The sequence below is a fragment of the Shewanella sp. 5S214 genome, from assembly GCF_041439795.1.
Classification (GTDB): domain Bacteria; phylum Pseudomonadota; class Gammaproteobacteria; order Enterobacterales; family Shewanellaceae; genus Shewanella; species Shewanella vesiculosa.
Genome location: NZ_JBGOOV010000032.1, coordinates 18,174 through 36,431, shown reverse-complemented (window position 1 = coordinate 36,431; position 18,258 = coordinate 18,174). Strand labels below are relative to the sequence as shown.

17 protein-coding genes and 1 riboswitch are annotated in these 18,258 nt (G+C 42.5%); of the genes, 11 read left to right on the top strand and 6 right to left on the bottom strand.

Features of this window, described 5'->3' with window-relative positions; all coding sequences use genetic code 11:
• Nucleotides 1-13: 13 nt before the first annotated feature.
• The 5 genes from ACED29_RS18095 to ACED29_RS18075 all read left to right on the top strand — a co-directional run bounded on the left by ACED29_RS18095 (nt 14) and on the right by ACED29_RS18075 (nt 5,210).
• Nucleotides 14-829 carry an enoyl-CoA hydratase-related protein gene (locus ACED29_RS18095; protein WP_182698096.1) on the top strand — a complete coding sequence of 272 codons (816 nt, stop codon included), beginning with the start codon at nt 14-16 and terminating at the stop codon, nt 827-829.
• Nucleotides 829-2,859: an acetyl-CoA carboxylase biotin carboxylase subunit gene (locus ACED29_RS18090; RefSeq protein WP_371698302.1), complete on the top strand. Its 2,031-nt coding sequence runs from the start codon at nt 829-831 to the stop codon at nt 2,857-2,859. The genes ACED29_RS18095 and ACED29_RS18090 overlap by 1 nt, the downstream gene beginning before the upstream one ends.
• On the top strand, nt 2,860-3,762 hold the full coding sequence (locus tag ACED29_RS18085) for a hydroxymethylglutaryl-CoA lyase (RefSeq protein ID WP_371698301.1): 903 nt from the start codon (nt 2,860-2,862) through the stop codon (nt 3,760-3,762).
• Between the two features lie 73 nt (nt 3,763-3,835).
• Nucleotides 3,836-4,540, top strand: a complete 705-nt coding sequence (locus ACED29_RS18080; RefSeq protein WP_124017994.1) for a CoA transferase subunit A — start codon at nt 3,836-3,838, stop codon at nt 4,538-4,540.
• Between the two features lie 13 nt (nt 4,541-4,553).
• Nucleotides 4,554-5,210 (top strand): 3-oxoacid CoA-transferase subunit B, encoded by a 657-nt coding sequence (locus ACED29_RS18075; RefSeq protein WP_124017993.1) that lies wholly within the window; start codon nt 4,554-4,556, stop codon nt 5,208-5,210.
• Between the two features lie 262 nt (nt 5,211-5,472).
• Here the strand turns inward: ACED29_RS18075 and ACED29_RS18070 are convergent, their stop codons facing one another.
• Nucleotides 5,473-6,330 carry a universal stress protein gene (locus tag ACED29_RS18070; RefSeq protein WP_273059885.1) on the bottom strand — a complete coding sequence of 286 codons (858 nt, stop codon included), beginning with the start codon at nt 6,328-6,330 and terminating at the stop codon, nt 5,473-5,475.
• 250 nt (nt 6,331-6,580) lie between these two features.
• On the opposite strand from ACED29_RS18070, the gene ACED29_RS18065 reads away from it, so the two are divergent.
• Complete coding sequence (locus tag ACED29_RS18065; RefSeq protein ID WP_273059884.1) at nt 6,581-7,774, top strand: cation:proton antiporter; 1,194 nt, start codon at nt 6,581-6,583, stop codon at nt 7,772-7,774.
• A gap of 60 nt (nt 7,775-7,834) precedes the next feature.
• Here ACED29_RS18065 and ACED29_RS18060 read toward each other — a convergent pair whose 3' ends face one another.
• Complete coding sequence (locus ACED29_RS18060; RefSeq protein ID WP_182723270.1) at nt 7,835-8,341, bottom strand: TlpA family protein disulfide reductase; 507 nt, start codon at nt 8,339-8,341, stop codon at nt 7,835-7,837.
• A 345-nt stretch (nt 8,342-8,686) separates the two neighbouring features.
• Here ACED29_RS18060 and ACED29_RS18055 point away from each other — a divergent pair, with 345 nt between their 5' ends.
• Nucleotides 8,687-10,477 (top strand): acyl-CoA dehydrogenase C-terminal domain-containing protein, encoded by a 1,791-nt coding sequence (locus tag ACED29_RS18055; RefSeq protein ID WP_124017989.1) that lies wholly within the window; start codon nt 8,687-8,689, stop codon nt 10,475-10,477.
• Nucleotides 10,478-10,607: 130 nt separating this feature from the next.
• Here the strand turns inward: ACED29_RS18055 and ACED29_RS18050 are convergent, their stop codons facing one another.
• The 4 genes from ACED29_RS18050 to ACED29_RS18035 all read right to left on the bottom strand — a co-directional run bounded on the left by ACED29_RS18050 (nt 10,608) and on the right by ACED29_RS18035 (nt 15,228).
• Nucleotides 10,608-11,186 (bottom strand): thymidine kinase, encoded by a 579-nt coding sequence (locus ACED29_RS18050; RefSeq protein ID WP_124017988.1) that lies wholly within the window; start codon nt 11,184-11,186, stop codon nt 10,608-10,610.
• A gap of 153 nt (nt 11,187-11,339) precedes the next feature.
• Nucleotides 11,340-12,896, bottom strand: a complete 1,557-nt coding sequence (locus tag ACED29_RS18045) for a Na+/H+ antiporter NhaC family protein (RefSeq protein ID WP_371698299.1) — start codon at nt 12,894-12,896, stop codon at nt 11,340-11,342.
• 82 nt (nt 12,897-12,978) lie between these two features.
• Nucleotides 12,979-13,195: riboswitch (Lysine riboswitch) on the bottom strand.
• Between the two features lie 358 nt (nt 13,196-13,553).
• Entirely contained in the window at nt 13,554-14,477 is a 924-nt protein-coding gene (locus ACED29_RS18040; protein ID WP_124017986.1) for an electron transfer flavoprotein subunit alpha/FixB family protein, read from the bottom strand.
• 1 nt (nt 14,478) lies between these two features.
• Nucleotides 14,479-15,228, bottom strand: coding sequence for an electron transfer flavoprotein subunit beta/FixA family protein (locus ACED29_RS18035; RefSeq protein WP_124017985.1), 750 nt, complete (start codon nt 15,226-15,228; stop codon nt 14,479-14,481).
• 432 nt (nt 15,229-15,660) lie between these two features.
• Here ACED29_RS18035 and ACED29_RS18030 point away from each other — a divergent pair, with 432 nt between their 5' ends.
• The 4 genes from ACED29_RS18030 to ACED29_RS18015 all read left to right on the top strand — a co-directional run bounded on the left by ACED29_RS18030 (nt 15,661) and on the right by ACED29_RS18015 (nt 18,149).
• On the top strand, nt 15,661-16,071 hold the full coding sequence (locus ACED29_RS18030) for an H-NS family nucleoid-associated regulatory protein (RefSeq protein WP_371698297.1): 411 nt from the start codon (nt 15,661-15,663) through the stop codon (nt 16,069-16,071).
• 163 nt (nt 16,072-16,234) lie between these two features.
• Entirely contained in the window at nt 16,235-16,630 is a 396-nt protein-coding gene (gene rcsF / locus ACED29_RS18025; protein ID WP_124017983.1) for an Rcs stress response system protein RcsF, read from the top strand.
• 114 nt (nt 16,631-16,744) lie between these two features.
• Nucleotides 16,745-17,533 carry a tRNA (N6-threonylcarbamoyladenosine(37)-N6)-methyltransferase TrmO gene (gene tsaA / locus ACED29_RS18020; protein ID WP_371698296.1) on the top strand — a complete coding sequence of 263 codons (789 nt, stop codon included), beginning with the start codon at nt 16,745-16,747 and terminating at the stop codon, nt 17,531-17,533.
• A 4-nt stretch (nt 17,534-17,537) separates the two neighbouring features.
• The gene (locus tag ACED29_RS18015; protein WP_124017982.1) at nt 17,538-18,149 is read left to right on the top strand and encodes a DapH/DapD/GlmU-related protein; all 612 of its coding nucleotides are present in this window, start codon (nt 17,538-17,540) and stop codon (nt 18,147-18,149) included.
• Nucleotides 18,150-18,258: the final 109 nt, after the last annotated feature.

The window sequence follows — 18,258 nt, the reverse complement described above, 5'->3', positions numbered from 1 at the left end:
GGAGTAAGTAACAATGTTAACGAGCCAATATAAACACATTGAATGTGAGATATCACAAGGTGTTGCCCAACTGATCTTAAACCGGGCTGAAGTGCATAATGCCTTTGATGAGGTGATGATCAGCGAAATGATCAACGCCATCAAAAACTTTGCTAATGACAGCCAATGCAACATGCTGATCTTACGTGCCAATGGCAAAAACTTCAGTGCCGGCGCAGACCTTAATTGGATGCGTAAACAAGCAAAAATGGACGTTGGCCAGAACCTTGCTGACGCTCACGAGCTTGCCAAATTAATGCATGTACTCGACAAATTCCCAAAGCCCACTATCGCTCTGGTTCAAGGTGCTGCCTTTGGCGGTGCATTAGGATTAATTTGTTGCTGCGACATTGCCATTGCAACAACAGGTGCCAGCTTCTGTTTAAGCGAAGTTAAGCTCGGTCTTATCCCCGCAGTAATCAGTCCTTATGTGGTGCGCGCCATGGGTAATCGTCAATCGCGTCGCTTTATGCTAACGGCAGAGCGCTTTAGTGCCGATGTAGCCTTAAGCCATCAAGTTATCCACCAGATTAACGATGACCTAGATGCTGCCGCAGCGCCCTTTATCACGGCATTTAATGCCAATAGCCCTCAGGGCATGGCTTGGGTAAAAACCTTAGTATCGCGTTTAGAAGATGGCGTTATTGATGACGCCACGCTCAATTATACCAGCGAGCAAATTGCTCGAATTCGTGTATCAGATGAAGGACAAGAAGGCCTTAATGCCTTTTTTGAAAAAAGAGCCCCCGCATGGCAAACCGTCAAATCTGATCCACAAGGAGCCCAATAATGTTTACCAAATTACTGATAGCAAACCGTGGTGAAATTGCATGTCGTATTATTAAAACGGCACAAACCATGGGCGTACGCACCATTGCTTTGTATTCTGATGCTGACAAAGACGCCCGTCATGTTGCCATGGCAGACGAGTCGTTTTATTTGGGCGGCAGTGCTCCTGCTGACTCGTATTTAAAAGCCGATTTAATTATTGAGATAGCCAAAAAGTCAGGTGCACAAGCCATTCATCCTGGATATGGTTTTCTGTCTGAAAATGCTGAGTTTGCACGTAAATGTGAACAAAATGGCATCGCTTTTGTTGGCCCAGGTAGCGACGCTATTGATGCCATGGGCAGTAAAAGTGCTGCCAAAAACATCATGTCTAAAGCCAATGTGCCGCTCGTACCGGGTTATCACGGCGACGATCAAACTGATGCCACATTAATTGCTCAGGCCAAAGCTATCGGCTTCCCGTTACTGATTAAAGCGGCTTATGGCGGCGGCGGTAAAGGCATGCGTATCGTAGAGAACGACGGTGAAATCCTAGAAGCCGTTAAATCAGCGCGCCGTGAAGCCATCTCGTCTTTTGGCAATGACAAACTCTTGATGGAACGCTACTTACGTCAGCCGCGCCATGTTGAAGTGCAAGTGTTTGCTGACAGCCACGGCCATGCCATTTATTTGTCAGATCGTGATTGCTCTATTCAGCGTCGCCATCAAAAAGTGGTTGAAGAAGCGCCTGCTCCAGGTTTATCTGATGAGTTACGTGCGCAGATGGGTAACGCTGCCGTTGCAGCCGCCAAAGCGATTGATTATGTCGGCGCTGGTACCGTTGAGTTTTTACTGGATACCGACAACAGCTTTTATTTCATGGAAATGAATACTCGCCTCCAAGTTGAACACCCAGTAACTGAAATGGTCACCGGCCAAGATTTGGTTAAATGGCAGCTTTTGGTCGCCAGTGGTGGTGAATTGCCACTGAGCCAAGATGAAGTGCGCATTCATGGTCATTCATTTGAAGTGCGGATATACGCTGAAGATCCACAAAACGAATTTTTACCGGCCAGTGGTAAGCTCAACTTTTTACGTGAACCAGAGCAAAATCGTCACGTGCGTATTGATTCTGGCATTCGTGAAAACGATATTATCAGTAACTTTTATGACCCAATGATTGCTAAATTGATTGTGTGGGATGAGTCGCGCCCTCGCGCATTACAACGCTTAGTGCATGCGCTAGAGTCATACCAAATTAGTGGCCTTAAACATAATATCGAATTTTTAGCTAACATTGCCGAACACCCAGCGTTTGCTGCTGCAGATTTCTGTACTGACTTTATTGAACGTTATGGCGATACCTTAATTGGTGATGCGGCCGTTGAAGCCGATACAGCTTTAGCGCTAGCAGGGCTTTTTCAGGTGTTGTCACGTAAGCAAGCGGCTAAAGCATTAGCAATCAACAGTGCCGATCCTTATTCTCCATGGGGCTTGGTCAGCGGCTTTAGATTAAACAGCTCTAGCGTGCATCACGTATCGCTATTAACTGATACCGCAGCCGATGTTCAGCAACATGATTTATTACTCACCGCCATTGGCGAACAGTATCAACTGTGTTTACACGACCAAGTACTAACGTTAGCCGGTGAACTCAAAGCCGATTTACTATTAGCCGAAATTAACGGTCATAAAAGTAAAATCCCTGTCAGCCATCAAGGCGATGATTTCACTTTATTCTTGCCGTCTGGCAGTTACCATTTTAAGGCGATATTGGCTCAAGTCGCTGGCGAAGTGGTTAACCATGCCGATAAGCTCAAAGCCCCCATGAATGGCACCGTAGTGACGCATTTAGTGGAAGTAGGTGATGAAGTTAAAGCGGGTCAAGGTTTACTGGTGATGGAAGCGATGAAAATGGAATACACCATTGAAGCACCGTTTGATGGTGTAGTCAGTGAGTTTTATTTCCAAAGCGGTGAACTTGTCAGCGATGGCGCTCAACTATTAAATGTTGAGCCATTAGTGACTGAAACCAACGTCGAGGAAGCGTAAATGTTGCCCACTAAAGTCAGTATTTTTGAAGTCGGTGCCCGTGACGGTTTGCAAAATGAAGTGCCGGTAACAACGGCAGACAAACTGACACTGATTGAACAACTGGCCGATGCAGGTGTTAAGCGAATTGAAGCAGGCAGCTTTGTGTCACCTAAGTGGGTGCCACAAATGGCCGATTCCGATGCCGTGTTTCATCAACTTAGAGGTCAAATTAATCGTCACCCTGGCGTGGTTTACAGTGCCTTGACGCCCAATTTAAAAGGCTTTGAACTGGCTCTTGCTGCTGGCGCAGATGAAGTGGCTATTTTTGGTGCAGCGTCTGAAAGCTTTAGTCAAAAAAATATTAACTGCTCAATTGATGAGTCAATTGCTCGCTTTATGCCGTTAATCGAGGAAGCAAAAAAACATAATATCGCCGTGCGTGGTTATGTATCTTGTGTACTCGGTTGCCCGTACGAAGGCAATATTAACGTCAGCGAAGTCGCTAGAATATCTGAAATCCTTTACCAGATGGGTTGCTACGAAATATCCCTTGGCGACACCATAGGTGTTGGCACACCAAATGATGCTCGAAAAATGGTTGAAGCCGTTGCGAATGTCGTGCCAGTGGATAAATTAGCTCTGCACTTTCATGACACTTATGGCCAAGCTCTGGCCAATATTCTTGCCTGCCTTGAAACCGGTGTTAGCGTATTTGACGCATCGGTTGCGGGTCTTGGTGGCTGCCCTTACGCAAAGGGCGCATCGGGTAACTTAGCGACAGAAGATCTGGTCTACATGCTCCATGGCATGGGCATAGATACCGGCATAGATCTGAGCAAGCTTGCACTCGCAGGCGATACCATTAGCCGCGCATTGGGGCGCAGCAATGGGTCCAAAGTAGCAAATGCAATCAGAACATAATCACATATACTCAACATGGTTAGCACGGTATAGCGCTAACCACTGATATAAATATAACGATAAGGACAACAAGATGGCAGGTTTCAATAAAGTCGTCCACAGCTATGAAGAAGCGCTAGCAGGACTGAAAGATGATATGACCATTATGGTCGGCGGCTTTGGATTGTGTGGCATTCCTGAAGGCCTAATTAATCATATGGTGACTATGGATGTTAAAGGCTTAACCGCCATTTCAAATAATGCTGGGGTTGATAACTTTGGCTTAGGACTGTTACTGAAACAGCACCAAATTTCAACCATGATTGCCTCTTACGTAGGAGAAAACGCCACCTTTGAACAGCAAATGTTATCCGGCGAGCTCAACGTTATCTTAACCCCGCAAGGCACACTGGCTGAAAAAATCCGTGCCGGCGGTGCAGGTATTCCGGCATTCTTTACCGCCACAGGTTACGGCACGCCGATTGCCGACGGTAAAGAAACCCGTGAAATCAAAGGGCGTCACTACGTATTAGAAGAATCGTTGACCGCTGACTTTGCTTTAATTCGCGCGTGGAAAGCGGACACTATGGGTAACTTAGTGTTTCGCAAAACCGCAGCAAACTTTAATCCGATGATGGCCACCGCAGGTAAAATTACCGTAGTTGAAGCCGAAGAAATTGTTGCACCTGGTGAACTCGATCCAGACCATATTCATACACCGGGTATTTATGTCGATCGCGTGATCAAAGCTAGCTTTGAAAAACGTATCGAGCAACGTACCGTCAAAGCTGCGAAATAAGGGAGACAACACCATGGCACTGACCAGAGAACAACTCGCCCAGCGCGTAGCAAAAGAATTACAAGATGGCTTTTATGTTAACCTAGGTATCGGTATCCCTACCCTAGTCGCTAACTATATCCCACACGGCATACAAGTAATGTTGCAATCTGAAAATGGTTTACTGGGTATGGGCGAATTTCCTACCGAAGACAACATCGATGCCGATCTTATCAACGCTGGCAAGCAAACGGTAACCGCGGTTGCAGGCGCGTCATTCTTTTCATCAGCAGAAAGCTTTGCCATGATCCGTGGCGGCCATGTCGACCTCACGGTACTGGGCGCATTTGAAGTGGATGTTAACGGCTCTATCGCCTCATGGATGATCCCAGGCAAACTGATTAAAGGTATGGGCGGCGCCATGGATTTAGTCGCGGGCGCCGACAATATTATTGTCACCATGATGCATGCGGACAAATACGGCAACTCGAAACTATTATCAACCTGCGAGTTACCATTAACGGGCTATGGCTGTATTAAACGGGTGATGACAGATTTAGCCTTTATCGAAATTAAAGATGGTGCGTTTCATTTACTTGAACGCGCGCCCGGTGTGACGGTTGATGAAATTGTTGCTAAAACAGCAGGTAAGTTAGTGGTACCAGACCACGTACCGGAAATGACCTTTTAATCTCTATTAAACAGTTAAGATCAACCAAGCCCGCCAATTTAACTTAATGATGCGGGCTTTTTTATACTTTTATCTAATATGACTACTGTAGCGACTCAGCCCCTTTTCTACTTTGAGATGTGAATATCAAAATGTAAATGCACAGGCTAAGCCATTTATGCTGAGTTCAAGGAAAAAATGCGCAGTTTTATGGTTTAAATGAGCATTTTTCAACGATGAAATAGGCTTAAATGGCGACGCTATGAGTCGTGATATTGTCGATTTAATCTTCTGCTGGGATCACCAACACATTACTGCGCATCCGGCTCAAAATAGATTCCGCTGTATTACCAATAATGCGCCCTAGTAATCCTTGCCGTTGCCGCGCACCAATCACAAAATATTGGCTTTTTAACCGACATGCCAGTTCAAACAGACACAGTTCAGGCTCACCTGAGATAATATGCATACAATCAGCGTCAACTCCTATGTCAGCAATTTTTTGCTGATGTTCTGCATACGCTTTTTTAACTAAAGCATTAATGTCGAGCAAATCCATGTCGCGAACAATTTGCGGAATTCGTAACACATAAGCCACATGCAACTGTGTTCCAGTCGCTTTAGCAAGCTGCAGGCCATTAGCAATAACGGCGTCATTAAGCCGTTGCTTTGTCGGATTTTCAGTACCTAAATCGATTGAAATTAGCGTGGTGTTACCGGTATTAAGTGGGTTGTTTGTAAGGAGTAATAGTGGGATTTTGGTATGGCGAATTAACTGCCAATCAGTGGGCAGATAATGATCAGAATGATGGACAGCTTTAACCATAAGATCAAAGCTATGGCGAGCAGAGTGATGACAAGCATGTTCAAAAAGATACTTACTCCATATCACATGTAACGGCACATCCTCGGCATCAAGCGAATCTAAGTGCTGCTGAAGTTGCGCTTCTTGTTGTTGCATTAACTGCTTTTGCACCACTCCAGCAAGTCGTGGTTGATCACTGTCTGTGCCACTTAAATAGGCGTAAGTATAAGCAAAAACTTCAGCCTGCTTGTTCATCTGCTTGGCTAATGATAATCCTATCGCGACTGCATCAATATGCGCTTGTTCCATTTGTGCGATAACAAACATTTTGTTCATATAAACCTCCTTATTTCAGATCTTTTCTATATTCACACCGTGACAAGCATATGTAAATATTAAGATTATACTTATCAAACATTGCCTTGTATTCTGCGATTAGAAACTCAGTAAACGTGAGCTAGTAACTATCTTTAGCTTAGCTAATAGCGTAAGTTTGTGCTTAAGTATCGCAACTAAAATTGATCAACATCAACTTTATTGGGTTCACACAAATCAATAACATATTGCCTAACCTGAAGGAGGATAAATGGCAATAAACAGCTTTGTAATGTCACTTTTTCTCATTCTTGTTGTGGGCAGATTGTTAGGTGAGCTTAGTGACCGATTAGGATTTCCCAGCGTAGTGGGTGAAGTCACTGCGGGGATGTTAATTGGCCCGTCACTACTCAATTGGGTTGTACCTCATAGTACATTAGCCATCATCGCAGAACTGGGGGTGATTTTTTTATTATTTGATATTGGCTGTGAAACCTCTATCAAAAAGCTTGCCCATTCTGGTACTAAAGCCGTAAGTGTTGCATTGTTAGGCATTGCAATACCCTTACTCTTCACAGGATTAACCAGCCTGTATTGGCTTTCTCTACCTCCTTTTACAGCATTATTTTTTGGTTGCGCATTAACGGCCACCAGCATTGGTATTTCAATGCGAGTTTTAGCACTCAATAATCAAACTCAAAGTGCGGCTGGGCAAATTATTCTAGGGGCTGCGGTTATCGATGATATCGTTGGCGTGATACTACTGAGCGTGTTGTTTAATTTCGCCTCATCTGGAGAATTAGCCGTAAGCTCAACCTTAGTATTATTTATCATGATTGCCTGCTTTATCATTTTCAGCCCGCCACTGGTTAGAGTGATAATTTATTTAACCCGCTGGCTTCACCTTAAAACACGCATTCCCGGCTATGAAGTGTTTGTTGTCACGGCAATGATTTGCTTATTTGCCTGGTTAGCTCATTGGTTTGGTACCCCGGCTATTTTAGGTGGCTTTGCCGTCGGAATGGGCTTGTCACGACAATTTACCTCGCCATTTAATCAATACCTTAAAAACCCCTTTAGCTATACCCACAAACTGGAACAATCAGCAAAGCCGCTAGTACAGCTCTTTAGCCCCATTTTTTTCGTTTATGTCGGCATCAGCCTGGATCTAAGTCAACTTGATATGAGCTTCATGGGCTTACTATTACTCGCTTGGTTAACTTTTATCGCCGTAGCAAGTAAATTCATGGCCGGATTGTTGGCCAGCTCAAACTGGCACGAAAAAATGATTGTGGGTTCAGCAATGGTACCCAGAGGTGAAGTAGGATTAGTATTTGCAGAGATGGGACGCCAACTTGACGTCATTCAAGCCAAAGAGTTTGCCATATTAGTCATGGTTATCGCCCTAACGACCCTGATAGGGCCGCTTCTTTTAAAATATACCTCAAGTAAACAAGCCGAATAAATATAATCAGCTCAATGACCTATCATAGATGAGCAAACAACAATCGGCTTTTCATCATGGCTATTTTAATAAAAACTGTATCGCTTTGTCCAAATTAGGGTCGTCAGGATCAGACGTATTGCTCATCCATGCAATGTGGCCACTTCGGTCAATAAACACTGTTGTTGGGGTACCTGTTATGCCATACAAATTAGCAACCTCATCACCTAAAACCAGCGTGGTCATTTTTATACCTCGATCGAGCAAACTCTGCCCTGGATTGGCGCCAGCATCTTCGCTAAAACTAATACCAATCATTTGCAAGTCAGTGTGTTGGTAGTTAAGTCGTAGTTTTTCTAAACCGGGTTGCAGCTTTTTACAATATGGACACCAGGTAGCCCAAAAATGCAAAATAACCGGTTTACCGGCGTAATCATGCAGAGTAAATGATTGGCCATCAGAGGTCATTAATTCAAAATTAGTAGCAACGGACTCATCCACTTTCGCAGCAGCATCGGCTGTGCTTTGGGATATAAAAGACAATAATAGCAATGCAGATATACTGACTACCGACCAAACAAATTTCATAACGCGCCCTATTTATGGATTATTTTTATGTATTAACCTTTATAGACCGGAGAGTTGCCATTATGTATTCATGTGCATTTCAGATAATCGTTTCGCGAGCACTTATTGATCTTTCCAAGCCTGAAGACGGTATTACAACAAATAAGTCACTCGGATATTGAAGAGTAAATAAATCGGTACATTTCACGCACCAAAATAAGTTTACGCTTACGTAAAAATAATACTGAGTTTTTACTCGAAATTGGTTATGTTAGCTGAACTAACATAATCTGATTGGACCAGTAACAAGACAATACCTTGTTGCCGCGACCAAACTTAACGACCCCATAACCAAGGAATGACCTTATGCCAATTTACCAAGCTCCCCTGCGTGATTATCAATTCATTCTGTCTGAACTGCTTAATGTCTATCAACAAACTGACTTACGTGGTTTTGATGAATTAGATGCAGATTTAACTGATGCGATTTTACAAGGTGTCGCCGACTTTACTACCGACATCATGTTGCCACTCAATGCAAGCGGTGACTTGGAAGGTTGTAAATTGGTTGACGGTAAAGTCATCACCCCTTCTGGGTTTAAGCAAGCTTACAAGCAGTATGTCGAAGATGGCTGGGCCACACTAACCTGCGATCCTGAATTTGGCGGCCAAGGCCTGCCAGAAGTAATTGGTACCTTTGCCACCGAAATGAAAACCGCGACCAACATGGCTTTTGCTATGTATCCTGGGTTAACCCATGGCGCTTATTCTGCTATTCATGTCCATGGCAGCGATGCACTAAAACAAAAGTATTTAGCTAAACTGGTCAGTGGTGAATGGACTGGAACCATGAACTTAACTGAATCGCATGCTGGTACCGATTTAGCGTTATTGCGCACTAAAGCTATTCCTGCCGGAGATGAGCTGTTTGCCATTAGCGGCGAGAAAATCTTTATTTCATCTGGTGATCACGATCTTGCTGATAATATTATTCACTTAGTATTAGCACGCCTACCCGATGCACCAGAAGGTGTTAAAGGCATTTCATTATTTGCGGTACCGAAATTTTTAGTCAATGCCGACGGCAGTTTAGGTGACGCCAATACGCTGAGTGCGACGGGTCTGGAACACAAAATGGGCATTCACGGTAACTCAACTTGTGTCATGCATTTTGATGGCGCAATTGGCGAATTAGTTGGTGCACCACATCAGGGCTTAAAAGCCATGTTCACCATGATGAACCAAGCACGCCTGGGTGTCGGTATTCAGGGTTTAGGCGTATCTGATATTGCTTACCAAAATGCACTTGTTTATGCCAAAGAGCGCATTCAAGGTCGTGCATTAAGTGGTGTTAAACAGCCTGAACAAGCCGCAGACTCATTATTAGTCCATGGTGACATAAGACGTATGCTGTTATCGCAAAAGTCTTTCAATGAAGGAACACGTGCGTTAATGGGCCAACAGGCATTATGGCTTGACCAAGTAGAACGTCATACTGACCCGGAAAAAGCCAAACAAGCAAATGCCCTGGCAGCTTTATTTACACCGATTGTTAAAGGTTTCGTTACCGACCAAGGCTTTAAGGCATGCGTAGATGCGCAGCAAGTTTATGGCGGTCATGGCTATATTAATGAATGGGGTATGGAGCAGTATGTGCGTGATATTCGTATCGCAATGATTTATGAAGGCACAAATGGCGTTCAGGCTTTGGATTTAGTAGGCCGTAAATTACTGAGCGACAAAGGTGCAGCATTGACGTTATGGTCAGGCATGGTAAAACAGTTAATTCAAGATAATTCCAGCAACGAAGCCATGAAGCCCTATCTTGCAGGGTTAATGGACGCTGCGGGCGATCTTGAAAAAGCCACTGGTTTTATTGTTCAATCGGCCAGTAAAAACCCAGACCTTATTGGCGCAGCATCAATGCCATATATGCAACTCTTTGGCATTACCGCTCTGGCTTGGATGTGGACCCGTGTGGCGGCAACATCATTGGCAGCATTAGAAGCTGGTACTGAAGAAAGTGAGTTTTATCAAGCTAAACTTAATACGGCAAAATTCTTCATGAGCTATTGGGGCAGCCAAACTCGCAGCTTACGCAAACAAATTGAAGCTAGCAGTGCTGACATTGTCAATTTCGCAGCAGCTGACTTTTAATCTCAACATAAGCAACTAAAACATTAGTAACTAAAACACAAATAACAAAGCCGCTTCAATGTTAATTTAAGCGGCTTTGTTTATTCTGCAGCGGTCGCTAACGTAATTCTAATACGTCTTTAATGGCCAACTAATCCCACAAAAACTCGCGAAAATGCTTACGACAAACCGACTCGTAACTCTCGTTACCGCCAATCTCCACTTGTTCACCTTCGCGCATAGGATTACCTTCATGATCAAGGCGAACCACCATATTGGCTTTACGGCCACAATGACAAATGGTTTTTAATTCAACGAGCTTATCTGCCCAAGCGAGCAAGTAATGGCTACCTGAAAACAACTCACCCTGAAAATCATTACGTAATCCATAACATAATACGGGAATATCGAGATTATCGACAACATAGGTTATCTGCCTAACCTGCTCTTTACTTAAAAACTGACACTCATCAATCAGCACGCAGTGAATTTTTTGCTCGTCATTGGATGTCGAAATCAGCTCAATTAAATTGTCAGTACTACCAAACACCTGGGCATCTGTTTCAATCCCAATACGCGAAGATACTTTGCCAATACCATATCGATTATCTATTGATGCTGTCATCACTAAGGTATGCATACCGCGCTCACGATAATTATAAGAAGACTGCAGTAACGAAGTTGATTTACCGGCATTCATCGCCGAATAATAAAAGTACAGTTGCGCCAAAATATAGCGTCCTAATGGTTAGACAGTCAGTACCGTCCATATTACCTTTTTTAACTTAGCAACAACAAACAAAAATGCCGTATTCGTTATGAATACGGCATTTTTCAAAGCTTAATCAATCGGCTTATTACTCATAAGTATCAGGATGTAGCATTACTTTTTTGCCCAAAAGTACAATACTAGGATACTGATAAAAAACAACACACTACAACAAATCAATCCAGCCATTAACGAGCCAGTAAACCCAAGCACAATATAACCGACGAAACTAATCAATGCAGCGATAAGTGCATAAGGAAGCTGGGTCACCACATGATCGATATGATGGCAGCTCGCCCCCGTTGATGACAAAATAGTGGTATCGGAAATAGGTGAGCAATGGTCACCAAATACGGCACCAGAAAGCACAGCTGCTAGCATAGGTAGCATCATGGTGCTATCACTCCCCATCGCCATATCGGCCGCTATAGGCAACATAATACCAAAGGTTCCCCAACTCGTTCCCGTTGAAAATGCGGTTATCCCAGCCAATAGAAATAACATGGCAGGCAATAGCGCAAACGGAATATTATCAGTTGCTAAACTGGCCATGAACTTACCGGTTTCAAGCTGAGCAATGACACTTGATATCGTCCAAGCGAACAATAAAATATAAATAGCGGGTAACATTGAACGAGCACCAACAGACATGCCTTTGAGCAACATAGACAGCTCTACTTTCTGTTGAAATGCCAACAACACTGTCGCAATCAAACCGACGATAGAACCAAAAAACAATGATGAACTCACATCAGTATTTTCAAATGCACCTAGTACACTAAACATCTGCTCTTTAGCCGCTAATGCTTCTGCCCCACTAGAGACCATAAAATAAAGGGTCGCAAATACTAATATCGCAATCGGTAAAAATAAACCAATCACTTTACCGGTGTCAGCTTCAGGTAAATCAGTAACCGCTCCCGGTGGTTGGCCTTTTGATTCATCATACAACTCACCACGAAGTGCATTTAATTCATGCTGACGCATTGGTCCTATGTTTAAACTGAACGTCGCCACACACACTAGTAATAATAATGAGAACACCGCATAAAAGTTCATCGGGATCATCTGTATAAAGACACTTAAATGACCTGAGTCAGCAAAACCATGTGCAGTTAAAATGCCGCCAATAAGCGCAATAATATAGGCTCCCCAGCTCGATACCGGGGAAATAACGCAAATCGGTGCCGCGGTAGAATCTAAAATATAGGCAAGTTTTGCGCGTGAAATATGGTATCTGTCCGTGATAGGCCTTGAAATAGAACCTACGACTAAACTATTGAAGTAGTCATCAATAAAGACTACACAGCCTAAAAAAATGGTCATTAACTTAGCATCGCGCTTATTACGAATGCGCAGTTTGGCCCAATCAGCAAAAGCACGAGCAGAACCACTAACGGTGATCAATGCGGTTATCATGCCCAGCACAACCAAAAAACCTAAGATATATACGTTCCAACTATTCAGTGCAGCATCTTTCCAAACGAGCTGACTCGCTGTACTTAAAATATATTCGCTGCTACCAACCAATGAAAAATCGGTCAGCAATAAGGCACCAAAAATAATACCTAACCCCAAAGACAGCAATACCTTACGGGTTAAAATAGCCAGTGTAATTGCCAAAAGTGGTGGCAAAACAGAAAGTGCCGAATCGGCATAACTTATTATCATAATTTAATTATTTCTTCGTTGGATACGAATAGAGAAAAACTAGAAATAAGACTCGCCATACACAGAAAGTATATGGATTCACTTATCTAGTAGCACTCCACAGAAATATCCATTTAATATGAATATCATTATTTTTATCACATAGATAAAAACACTATGACAGTACAGCCCCTTTCGAGAACTGGCCCAACAAATGAGGGCGATCACCTCACTTATTTCGGCATTGCATCCTTTTAGGTTGAATTATTGGCATCACCCAATTCAACCTGACTATTATGCAATGCACCTCTACTTTTGTATTTGTAATCATAAATAGCCCATTACAAACAGCGCGCACATACAATCATAAACCACACGCTCTATACCAGCAAAAAAGTCTTAAACTACAGCACAAATAACAATATTATTAACTATAGCCACAATTTAATAGCATTAGTTTAACGTTTCTAATTCAAATGCACACTATCGCACTGAATACAAAAACGGCAACTAGATAACCCGACTGACACCTTTGCTCATAAAAACATCCATATGATAAAAAATATCAATAAAAAAGGTTCCTACTTTACCAAGTAGAAACCTTTTAATCTGAACGATTGGCTAGTATAACGACACGTTAAACAAGCTAATGACTCAATTTGGGTCAATAATAAGCCATTAAAGCAGATTATTTAATGCAGGAACGGCTTCAAATAAGTCCGCGACTAAACCGTAATCTGCCACCTGGAAAATAGGCGCTTCAGGATCTTTGTTAATAGCCACAATCACCTTAGAGTCTTTCATTCCGGCAAGATGTTGAATCGCACCCGAAATGCCCACAGCAATATACAGATCAGGGGCAACAATCTTACCTGTTTGTCCCACTTGTAAATCGTTAGGCACAAAGCCAGCATCCACTGCGGCACGAGATGCACCTACTGCTGCGCCAAGCTTATCGGCTAGTTGCTCTAAAATAGCAAAGTTTTCACCACTCCCCATGCCGCGGCCACCAGAGACAATAATGCCTGCATTACCTAGCTCTGGACGGGCTGATTCAGTTAACGACTGAGACACGAATTCAGTGCGAGCATCAATAGCTTGACTTAGGTTAACCACTTCAGCATTGCCCGTTGTCGCGACAGCATCAAATGCACTAGAACGCACAGTCATGACTTTCTTCGCATCTAAACTCTGCACTGTCGATAGCGCATTACCGGCATAAATAGGACGCACAAAAGTGTCACTACTGACCACTTCAATGACTTCTGAAATTTGAGAAACATCTAACAATGCTGCGACACGAGGTAATGTATCTTTACCAATACTGGTTGCTGCAGCCAAGATATGTTCGTAATCAGCCGCAATCTCAACGACCAACTTAGAAACGTTTTCCGCTAATTGAGCACCATATTGAGTTGCATCAGCAACTAATACTTTACTCACACCGGCTAAGTGTTGTGCTGCCGTTACCGCAGCAGAACAATCAACACCCGCGACCAGTATATGAATATCACCGCCAATGGCGGCAGCTGCGCTAACGACTTTGGCCGTGTCAGTTTTCAAACTCACATTATCGTGTTCTGCTAATACTAAAATGGTCATGTTAGATCACCTTCGCTTCATTTTTTAACTTATCGACTAACGCCTCAACAGAAGACACCATAATGCCAGCTTTACGCTCAACCGGAGGTGTTACGCTGATCACTGTTTGATGTGTTTTCAAGCTCACACCTAAATCAGCCACAGTCATAATGTCTAATGGCTTGCGTTTAGCTTTCATAATATTGGGTAATGAAGCATAGCGAGGTTCGTTCAAACGTAAATCAACCGTGACAATGGCAGGTAAAGGCATTTTCAGGGTTTGCAGTCCGCCATCTATTTCACGAGTAACGGTGATCATATCACCATCAACTTTTACTTCTGATGCAAATGTCGCTTGTGGCATATCAGTTAGTGCCGCTAACATTTGTCCAGTTTGGTTGTTATCGCCGTCAATAGACTGCTTACCAAAAATAATTAACTGCGCTTGTTCTTTTTCTTGCACAGCTTTTAACAGTTTCGCAATTGATAGTGGCACCAATTCTTCATCAGTTTCAATATGAATGGCTCTATCAGCACCTAATGCCATTGCAGTTCTTAATTGCTCCTGCACTGCTTTTGCGCCAACACTCACCACGATAACTTCAGTGGCTACGCCAGCTTCTTTCAAGCGAACTGCTTCTTCAACTGCTATTTCGCAAAATGGGTTTAACGCCATTTTAAGGTTCGTCGTATCAACACTTGTGTTGTCAGCTTTTACCCTGACCTTTACATTGGCATCAACTACGCGTTTAACAGGCACCAATATTTTCATAGGTTTTCCTTCTACACCTTCAATGTATGTGGACAACACACTGGCGTTTGCCAATGCAAGATAGGCTAACTTTACGTCCTGTTAACGTTAACGTCAATCAAAGTCAAACGACTGTTTATATTTTTTTTATGATTGTGGTGGCAATCAAACAAAACAAACTGTGGAACATTAATTATTTGATACAAGTGATTAATTAAAATTTATTCAATATTTAGATGATTTAATTTGATTCAATGACAAATAGTTTCTATTATTACAGTTATATTCAGTATTAATTAAGCTGTCTTGGTAATAATCAGTGAGTTAATGTTATTTATATTAATAATAAAGACCACAACAAACCAAATGATGCACTGAAATTTACCTGAAACATTAAAAAACATCTTTGATAACTTTTTATTTTATAAATAAATCATTAGGAAACTACACAAAATGAGTGATTTTTTAGACATACTAACCCACGGCCGTCGTTTTAAAGCTGCAGTAAAAGAATTGTCTCTTGATGATTTACGCGAAACCGCGGCAAAATTAGAAAAGATCATTACTGAACGTGAAGAAGAAGAAAAATTAGAACTTGAAGCCAATGCAGAGCGTAATGCTCGTATTGCTGAAATTCTTGCTCAAATTGAAAACAGTGGTTTATCAATCGAAGATTTAGGTGAAGTCACAGCCTCTGCTAAAACATCAACCAAAAAGCGTGCACCACGTCCGCCAAAATATCAAATCACCATTGACGGTGAATTAATTCAATGGACAGGTCAAGGTCGTATGCCAACCGTATTCAAACAACAAGTTGATAGCGGCAAAAACATGAGCGAATTTTTAATTCCAGGCATGGAATAAATATTTTAACTAAAGAATAATCTCACGGTTAATTCTTTAAAATAAAAAAGAGCTTACTTAGGTAAGCTCTTTTTTTGTGGCATTTGATTGCTTTATCATCGCCATAAGACAGGGTAAACTAACTGTTGCAGATCTATTACCCATTAATAATAAGGTTACGGCCATGACGTTTTCTCTTAAATATGCATTTATAATCTCAGGCATAGCACTATTATTGAGTGCTTGTGCCAGTGATTACACGTTCAAAAGTAATTTAGACAGTAAAGCTATCAATGATTATTTTAAAGTCGGTGATGTGCAGTTATATGAAGGTAATGAGCAACCCAAAGGGACATTTGAAATATTAGGTTTAATTGAAGGTGAAGCCTGCCAGGAAACCAAACAGGATGCACCACCACAAATGTCAGTTGCTCGCACTAATGCCAGAAGAGCTGCAGCAGACATAGGCGCAAATGGTTTTGTCGTTAAAAGCTGCTTTATGATTACTGAAGCTGACAATAGTTGTTTTAGTCGAGCGCTTTGCGTTGGCCAAGCGATTAAAACAGCTGCAAAAAAATAATAACTCAATAGAGTATATTCGCAGCCTATAGATGATGAGTGCTCATATCACACTCATCAATATTTTTTATATTTGATTTTTCATTTCCTATTTTCTGTTTAATTCAGGTACCGCATGACACAAGGCAACGATCAACACAGCCAAACAGCTCCTATTAATAACCAATCTAGCGTGCCGTTTAGTAGCCAATTAAATGCAGTTGCAATATGCAGAACCCCCTATAAACAAAAGTTTGGTATTCCGCGTCAACCGGGACTAGTCAATGCTGTCGGTTATATTGAGTTTGAACCTGATTTTAATCATCTTGATGCAGTTAGAGGCATAGAGCAATATTCACACTTATGGTTACTATTCAGTTTTCATGAGAATTTAGCCCAAGGTTGGAAAACCACAGTGCGCCCTCCTCGACTAGGCGGTAATGAAAAACTAGGCGTGTTTGCCACACGATCTACATTTCGCCCCAATGGTATTGGCCAATCAGTGGTAAAGCTACACGGGGTGGTTCAACGTAAAGGTAAAGTGTGTTTGGTGATATCGGGTATGGATTTATTAGACGGTACGCCAATTGTTGATATTAAGCCCTATGTTCCGTTTTCCGATGCAATTACTGATGCAAAAGGTGGCATTGCGCAAGATGCACCTATCTTGGTTCCACTGACTTATACAGCCCTAGCCACTCAACAAATTAATCTTTATAGCCAACAACAACAATATCAAGATCTTGCCGCGCTTATTGAAGGTGTATTGTCCCAAGACCCTAGGCCCGCGTATAAAAAAGCCAAAGACGATCCCAAACTATATCAAGTTGCATTGTACGATTTAGATATTTTTTGGTGTGTTACAGCACAAGGTATCGAAGTACTAGAGCTTAAACCGACCAAAGTGACATTGTTAAAGGATTAACTCTATGGCAGAAATTGATTACCAAGCTCAACACAAACGACGCTTATCATGGATGCCATGGCTGTATTTTTCACTCAAGCCTAAGCATTTAGCCTGGGCAAAACCATGGCAAGATGAGATCCAACAGCAATTGAGTCAGCTGGAAACCATTCATATTGGCGAGCACAGTTTTATTGCCCCACAAGCACAACTGTTTGCCGAACCCGGGCGAGATATCAGCATCGGTAATCAATGCATGATTGCAGCAGAGGTATTTCTGCATGGCCCTATCACCTTAGGTAATGAAGTGGCCATCAATCATGGCTGCAGCTTAGATGGTGGTCGTCATGGCATAACAATAGGCAACCAAACACGGATAGCCAATAACGTCACTATTTATGCTTTTAATCATGGCATGTCACCTACTACACCCATTTATAAACAACCCGCGACATCAAAAGGTATCGTAATAGGCCAGGATGTGTGGATTGGCGCTCAGGCAGGTATTGTCGATGGCGTGACGATTGGAGATTACGCCGTTATTGGTATGGGCTGTATTGTGACCAAAGATGTAGCAGACTACGCCATCGTTGCAGGTAATCCTGCTCGAGTCATTGGCGATAGACGCGACAAATAGCCTCAAGCAGAGATAACGCAAGGATAAATCGATAAAAATGACGTTATTTCAACTTAGCTATCTCAAACTTGGCATTTAAGCATCACAAAGCCTGCTTTTGAGTCGAATT